Here is a 6719-nt window from a genome sequence, read left to right as displayed (position 1 = left end):
GGGCATGATCGACTCGACCCCGGCGGTGATCGCCGCCCGGAACGGCTCCAGATGGGTACGCATGATCTCCGCCCGGCTCTCGTCGACCACGGCGACGCCGGTGTCGGGGTTCGCCTCGGCGGCACCGAGGCCGGGAAAGTGCTTGGCCGTGGCGGCGACCCGGTTGTCCTGGTAACCGGCGACGGCCGCCGCCCCGAACGAGGAGACCACGTCGGCCCGGTCGCTGAACGCGCGCGTGCCGTCGGCGGTGTTGTCGGGGTTGGTGATGACATCTACCACCGGCGCGTGGTCCATGGTGATGCCCATCGCCCGGAGTTGACGGGCGGTCGAGGCCGCCGTGGAGTACGCCAGGTCGCTGTCGAACGTCGCACCGACCGCCATGCCACTCGGGGTCACCGCCGCCGGTGGCGGGACCCGGCTGACGAAGCCGCCCTCCTGGTCGGTGCTGAGCTGCACGGGCACCCCGCCCCTGCCGGCCGTCGCCGCACGCTGCAGCCCGTTGGAGAGTTCGGCGACCTGCTGCGGATTGTTCATGTTGTTGGTGTTGGTGAAGTAGATGATGCCGCCCGGGTGGAACTTCGCCAGCAGCTCCGCGCCGTTGCGCACGTCGCTGCCGTAGAGGGCCTGGTTGGCCGCGACGTCGGCGGGATTCGTGGTGGTGGCGGTCTCGCCGTGCACCTGGAGGACGAACAGCTGACCGACCCGCTCCGCCAGGCTCATCCGTGCCATGACCTCGTCGACCCGTCGGGCGACGGTCCCGTGCGCGGTGGTGTCGTCGGCGGTCGGGTAGCTGGGCAGGTGGGACCGGGTGCCCACGCCGACGATCCCGCCGACGGAGAGGAACACGGCAGCGGTGACGGCGAGCACGAGGACGGTCCGGCGGACGGCCCCCCTGCCCCGCCGGGACGGGTGCGGACGACGATGGGTGTGTGGTCGCATTGTCGCAGTTCTTTCTGTTCCGGACACGCGGCATCCGACAGGTGCCGGCATCGATGACGGACGCCTTGCTGGAAGCCGAAAAGTATCGGCGTCCGCGCTGTTTCGACCGGCGGAGAAGTGCTTCTGTCAAGAAAGCCTGACGGTCGGCGGGAAAAGGCTCCGGACGGCGTACCCGGCATTCGGTCAGGGTCGCCGCAGGGCCGGTCCGGTGGCCTGTCCGCCCGTGTGGTGCGGCACCGTTGCCGGTGGCACCGGCAACGGGGTGCCCTGCTCCAGTTGCAGCAGCGCTTCGGCGAACTGGACGATGTCCATGCCGTTTCCCGCCGGCTCCTGCGGAGAGGACATGGTGGTGCTGCGGTCCTCCGGGACGAATTCACAGAACCAGCCGAGGATCTGCGCGCCCGGCATGTTGATCGTCACGGTGTTCCCCTCGGTCCTGGTGCTCAGCGACGAGGACTCCTTCTTGACCGCGGCCGACGCCGACGCGCTGAAGCAGAGGTTGCCGCCGCCCACGGCGGCCCGGCTGTCCATCACCGACTTGACGGCCGACATCTGCCCCTCGGCCGCCTCGAAGCGGATGGAGACGTCCTTGACGACCACGAACGCCACCGGGAAGCACGGCAGGATCGCCTCGTTCGCCCGGTCGGCGAGCTGGGCCAGGTCGTTGCGGCCCGTCGAGACCGGGGCGTCGGTCAGCCGGTGCATGCCTTTGGAGAGTCGGAACACCCCCGGGTCGAACCAGCCCCGGGAGATCTCCACCTTGGACGCCTTCAGTCCCACCTCGACGTGGCTGTTCTCGCTCAGCGCGCTACTGGTGTAGTCCGAGCCCGACGACGACGCGGTGCCGCCCGCGGACCACAGGAAGGGGTGGACCTGCACACTCGCCTGGGCGGAACTGCTCGTCTGGCTCGACGACGAGCGCATGTCGTCGTGGCTGAACGAGAACCGCAGGTCCATCCACCGGTCGGCGGCGGGCGAGGGGGCGGCGGTCGCACCGGTCTGCCCGGACGGCGCTCCGGCGCTCCGGCTCGCGGGCTGCCGCTGGGCGACGAGCGCGAACTGGGACTGCAGGGCGGTCAGTTCATCGAGTTGGGACTGGAGGCGGGCGAGGACCGCCGGCAGGTCACCGAAGGACCGGGCCTGGTCCGCCGCCAGTTCCCGGCCGGCGGTGGCCAGCGTCGTGGCGCTGGTGAGCAGGTTCGACTGGGCGGCCACCAGCTTCTTCTGCCCATCGAGGAGCTTGCCGAGATCCTCGGAGTTCAGGGCGCCGCCGTTGCCCCGCTTGGTCGCCTTGTCCTGCACCGGATTCTCGCCCAGGGCCGTGCTGGCCTTGTGGACCAGCCCGTTGAGCTTGTCGCCGTCGAGTTCGGTGAGGCCACCACTCTCGGCCGCCAGGTACATCTCGACGGCGGTGACGGTGTTCTCGGCGTACACGTTCGCGAGGTCGTTCTGCGCCGCCACGTGTGCGGCCTCCGCCTTGCTCAGGGCCGCCGCGGCACCGGCGAGCGTGCCCCCGGTCGGCATCTGACCGAGCTGCGCCTGGACCTGGCTGATCGTCGTCAGCAGGGCGCGCCGCCGGCCGGCCAGGGTCAGGGCGACGAACTGCGGTTCGTCGAGCAGGTCGACCGGGTCCTGGTCGCTGGTCAGTTCGAGGAACCAGTCGCTGGGGGTCAGCTCGACGGGGTAGGTGAAGCCCCCGCCGGGGGCCGGTATCCGCGCGTCGAGGACCTGGTCGCGTGCCTCCTGGAGTTCGCCGCCGGGGCCGGCGTTGAGTGCCCCGATGATCGCGTCCATGTCGGCCGGGGAGAACACCGAGACGAGTCGGCCCTCGGCGGCGTCGATCAGGGCGAGTTGCCCCTCGGCGACCTCCTCGTACCACTCCAGGAACTTCTCCTTCGACAACCGCTGCCTGTTGTCGACGACCTGCTTGTCCCAGGCGGCCTTCTTCGCCAGCCACGACTCGTAGAGGGCGAAGTACCACTCCTGGAGGGATCCGGTGAACGGCCTGCCGTCGACCTTGGTGTCCGGGTGGGCCGGCGTGGCCAGGAGCGCCCTCAGCCGGCTCTTCATGATCGGCATCGTCGAGTTGAACCTCGGCACGAGGACGCTGAGCGCCTGCAGGTACTGGGAGGACACCCGTTGACCGTTGCTTCCCCCGGCGACCTTGACGATGTCGAACATCTGGTCGGCGAGCCGGGACTCGGCCTCGGCGACCGCCGCCGGCTTGGGGCCGGTCGGGTCGTACATGAAGTCGCTCTGGTTGAGCATCGAGCCGGGCATCATCATGGTGAAGAACTGGTTGTCGTTGGTTCCGCCGAGGACCTGCACCAGCTTGTCGTAGATCTGCGCGATAGCCTGGTCCGCCATGGTCGTCTCCTGTTCGGGAGGCGTCGACCGTCAATTCGGGTGCGCGGTGCCGCGCCCGGTTCTTCGCGCCTTTCGCACGCAGATTGTCGACGCGATTGTTTCTCGCGACCGACGCTATCGGCGTCTCTGCTCCGGTCTCGGTGGTGAGGGCACTCTGTCAAGGCTGATTGTCTGTGCCGTGGAATGCGTGGTGCGCGCCGTCCGAGGTGGTACGGGCTGTTGGTGGCCGGCCAACCTCGTCGGCAAGTCCACCTTCAGCGAGTGCCCCGGCGACCCCAGCTACCACTGCCGCGCCTACACCGCGTTCTACGAGACCACCTCGGAACCTGGTGTCGACGTACCCGCTGGCGCAGGCGGCCGTCGCGCACGCCGACCTGGAGGGGCGGCGGGCTCTGGGCAAGGTGGTGCTGACCGTCGACGGCTGAACCCCTCCCGTGGTTCCGGGCCGGCCGTCGCGGGCCTGCCTCCCGGCAGCGGTGGCCGACGAGCCGCATCGATGCCACGATATTTGTGGGAAATGCGCCCTGCTGTATTGGCCCGTGCGGGAAGTCTCGTACCGCTGACGCTCTGCCGCATCGACGAGCGTCCGCCGCGGTGCGACCGGCGGGTGTCGGACCCGAGCGAGGGGGCGGGCCCGACGGCTGTGGACGCGGTCGACTCACGGCCACCCGCCCCGGCGGGCCACCGGCAGCGCGGGGGGGCCGGGCGGACCGCCGCCGGGACCCCGACCCGACGCGGGTGCCGACGGCCGGCGGCACCCGCCACCGGCCGTCGGCACGCGATACCCGGACCGGCGCCGCTCAGCCGGGAAGCTGGTCGACCCGGGTGAGCACCTCGTCGATCAGGCCGTACTCCCGGGCCTGCTCGGCGGTGAACCACCGGTCCCGGTCCCAGTCGGCCTGGATCTCGTCGAGGGTGCGCCCGCTGTGCCGGGCGATCAGCTCCTGCATCGTCCGCTTCACGTGCAGCATGTTCTCCGCCTGGATGGTGATGTCGGCGGCGGTGCCGCCCATCCCCCCGGACGGCTGGTGCATCATGATCCGCGCGTGCGGCAGGGCGAACCGCTTCCCGGCGGCCCCCGCGCAGAGCATGAACTGCCCCATCGAGCCGGCCAGCACCAACGCCAGGGTGGCCACGTCGTTGCGGACGTACCGCATGGTGTCGTAGACGGCCATGCCGGCGCTGACCGAACCACCAGGCGAGTTGATGTAGAGGTAGATGTCCCGCTCGCTGTCCTCGGCGGCGAGCAGCAGGATCTGCGCGCAGATCTGGTTGGCCGAGGCGTCGGTGACCTCGGTGCCCAGGAAGATGATGCGTTCGCGCAGCAGCCGTTCGAAGACCTGGTCGCCGAAGGCCGGCTGCCCGCCGTCCAGCATGCGCACGTCGTACCCGATCATGGTGACCACCCTCCGCGTCGCCGGCGGGCGGGCGACCTCACCCCGCCCCGGGAACCGGCGGGTCCAGCCTGCGCCGCCGGGCGGTCACCGCCCCAGCCTTTCTGCCGCCGGCAGATCCGCCGTCGGCAGAATCCGGCCGGCCTACCCGACCCGCACCCGCCGCCGGCCCGTCCGGGCCCACCGCCGCGCCGGCACCCTGGGGGTACGCGCAGCGGGGCGGGCGGCCGACGCCACGGCGACCACCCGGACGGCCGTGGCGACCCTCGTCACCGGGAACCCGGCACCCCCGACCCTCGACGGCACGCCGCCGCCCGGACGGCCGAACCCGACGATGGGCCGACCGACCGACAGGTGGGCGGCGGTGCCGTCGCGGCGGGCGGTCGGCACCCGGTCCAGCCGGGCCAGGCTGCCGCCCGGCGGCACGGGCACCCGACGCTCGACCCGGCGCAGCTCGTCACGGGCCTCTTCGAGCAGGTCGGACAGGTTGATCCCGAGCGCCCGGCAGATCGCCGCCAGCACCTCGGAGGAGGCTTCCTTGCGCCCGCGCTCGACCTCGGAGAGGTAGGGCAGGGACACCCCGGCCGCGGCGGCCACCTCGCGCAGGGTACGGCCCTGACGCAGGCGTACCCGGCGTAGCACGCCACCGATCACCCGACGCAGCAGCGACATGCGGGCCTCCTCGTGGCCGGTGTCCCGGGACCCTCCCATCATGCCGGTTTCCCGGGCCCGGCACCGCCCGCCGCGAGGGTGAGAGGGCGTTCACCACAGGTAGGGTCGGCGACCCGCCCGGTCGGTCCGCCTGTCAACCGCTATGTTGTGCTCGTGCAGGCGACCCGGGGAGAGCAGGACCGACGGTGATCCATTTCCCGGCGCAGCGGCGGGGTCCGCTCAGCGCGTTGAGTCTCCGCCTGGCCGCCGCCCTGGGCCTGGTCCTGGTCACCGTCGCGGTGGTCTATCTGGACCGTGGCGGCTACCGCGACGTGGACGAGAACGGGTTGACCCTGCTCGACTGCTTCTACTACGCGGTGGTCACCCTCTCCACCACCGGGTACGGCGACATCACCCCGTACGACCAGTCCGCCCGGTTGGTGAACGTCCTGTTCATCACCCCGGCCCGGGTGATCTTCCTGATCATCCTGGTCGGCACCACCCTGGAAGTCCTGACCGAGCAGTACCGGACCGGCCGTCGGCTGGGGCGGTGGAGGAGAACCGTGAAGGACCACGTCATCATCTGCGGCTACGGCACCAAGGGCCGCAGCGCGGTCTCGGCGCTGCTGGAGAACGGCCTCGACAAGTCCCGGATCGTGGTGGTGGAGCGCAACGGGACGGCGTTGCGGCAGGCCACCTCGGCCGGACTGGTCGCCATCGAGGGTTCCGCCACCCGCTCGTCGGTGCTGGAGGAGGCGCACGTCCGCAACGCCAAGGCGGTCATCATCGCCACCGACAGCGACGACGCCTCGGTGCTGGTGGCGCTGACCACCCGGCAGCTCACCGCCGGCCAGGTACGCATCATCGCCGCCGTACGGGAGGCCGAGAACGCCCCGCTGCTGCGGCAGAGCGGCGCGCACCACGTGATCGTGTCCTCGGCGACCGCGGGTCGGCTGCTCGGCCTCTCGACCTCCGCGCCGCCCCTGATCGACGTGGTGGAGGACCTGCTCACCCCCGGGCAGGGCATGGCGCTGGCGATGCGTTCCGCCGAGCGGCACGAGGTCGGCAAGTCCCCCCGCGAGTTGGAGTCCCTGGTCATCGCCCTGGTGCGGCGGGGCAAGGTGGTCACCCTGGCGGACCGGGCCGGCGCGGTGATCGAGACCGGCGACATGCTGGTGCACGTCCGCGACGACCGCCCCACCGCCGCCACCACCCCCTCCTGACCGGCCCGTACCGCCTTCCTGGGCCTGCACACCGCCCCCGGCGGTCCGCCGACGCCGACGTGGCCGGGCCCCGCCCCCCGGGCCCGGCCCCCGCGGCCTGCTCGGTCGGCTAGCGGATCGTGCAGGTGGCGGCGGGGGGGCGGCG

Annotated in this window: 6 protein-coding genes; 2 read left to right on the top strand and 4 right to left on the bottom strand. The window is 71.5% G+C overall.

All coding sequences use genetic code 11. The features are described 5' to 3' along the window. Nucleotides 1-867: glycoside hydrolase family 3 N-terminal domain-containing protein (locus ACOJTC_RS24900; RefSeq protein WP_420118707.1), on the bottom strand; the 867-nt coding region annotated here is incomplete at its 3' end. Between the two features lie 255 nt (nt 868-1122). Continuing rightward, entirely contained in the window at nt 1123-3306 is a 2184-nt protein-coding gene (locus ACOJTC_RS24895) for a hypothetical protein (protein ID WP_420118706.1), read from the bottom strand. 329 nt (nt 3307-3635) lie between these two features. Here ACOJTC_RS24895 and ACOJTC_RS24890 point away from each other — a divergent pair, with 329 nt between their 5' ends. Further along, complete coding sequence (locus ACOJTC_RS24890; RefSeq protein WP_377681880.1) at nt 3636-3731, top strand: zinc-binding dehydrogenase; 96 nt, start codon at nt 3636-3638, stop codon at nt 3729-3731. Between the two features lie 375 nt (nt 3732-4106). Here ACOJTC_RS24890 and ACOJTC_RS24885 read toward each other — a convergent pair whose 3' ends face one another. Together ACOJTC_RS24885 and ACOJTC_RS24880 are read right to left on the bottom strand one after the other, a co-directional pair. Beyond that, nucleotides 4107-4703, bottom strand: coding sequence for an ATP-dependent Clp protease proteolytic subunit (locus ACOJTC_RS24885; RefSeq protein WP_420118705.1), 597 nt, complete (start codon nt 4701-4703; stop codon nt 4107-4109). Between the two features lie 141 nt (nt 4704-4844). Then, complete coding sequence (locus tag ACOJTC_RS24880; protein ID WP_420118708.1) at nt 4845-5372, bottom strand: helix-turn-helix domain-containing protein; 528 nt, start codon at nt 5370-5372, stop codon at nt 4845-4847. 185 nt (nt 5373-5557) lie between these two features. Here ACOJTC_RS24880 and ACOJTC_RS24875 point away from each other — a divergent pair, with 185 nt between their 5' ends. After that, nucleotides 5558-6574: a potassium channel family protein gene (locus tag ACOJTC_RS24875; protein ID WP_420118704.1), complete on the top strand. Its 1017-nt coding sequence runs from the start codon at nt 5558-5560 to the stop codon at nt 6572-6574. Nucleotides 6575-6719: the final 145 nt, after the last annotated feature.

The organism is Micromonospora sp. (assembly GCF_048594385.1).
In the GTDB taxonomy this organism is placed as follows: Bacteria; Actinomycetota; Actinomycetes; order Mycobacteriales; family Micromonosporaceae; genus Micromonospora; species Micromonospora wenchangensis.
Note: the sequence above shows the minus strand (reverse complement) of the source record. Positions and strands in the feature narration are given on the sequence as shown.

Excerpts from the sequence above, each read along its gene's own strand:
- ACOJTC_RS24895 (WP_420118706.1), bottom strand. The coding sequence starts at position 3,306 with ATGGCGGACCAGGCTATCGCGCAGATCTACGACAAGCTGGTGCAGGTC.
- ACOJTC_RS24885 (WP_420118705.1), bottom strand. The coding sequence starts at position 4,703 with ATGATCGGGTACGACGTGCGCATGCTGGACGGCGGGCAGCCGGCCTTC.
- ACOJTC_RS24880 (WP_420118708.1), bottom strand. The coding sequence starts at position 5,372 with ATGTCGCTGCTGCGTCGGGTGATCGGTGGCGTGCTACGCCGGGTACGC.